General features: G+C 44.7%; 1 protein-coding gene. It reads right to left on the reverse strand.

Going from position 1 to position 235, the window contains the following annotated elements:
* A partial coding sequence (locus SB660_RS23850) for a KR domain-containing protein (RefSeq protein ID WP_410585084.1) occupies window positions 1-235 on the reverse strand: 235 nt, incomplete at both ends.

Here is a 235-nt window from a genome sequence, read left to right on the forward strand (position 1 = left end):
TGATGACCTGCTGTTTATCTGACATGTCAGCCTGGATGTAAGAAATGTTTGCCCCGTCATATCGGATGCTGTCTAATTTTTCTTCCATTTCTGCTGTCATTTTCGATCGTCCGGCAATGATAACGCTGGCTCCGTGATTTGCATAAATAAACGCTGAAATAATCCAGCCGATGCCGCTTAACCCTCCGATGATGAGATACACTCCGTTTTTTACAAACTTTGCGGCCTTTTGCCC

The sequence above is a fragment of the Bacillus sp. SIMBA_005 genome (assembly GCF_046535585.1).
GTDB classification, from domain to species: Bacteria; Bacillota; Bacilli; order Bacillales; family Bacillaceae; genus Bacillus; species Bacillus pumilus.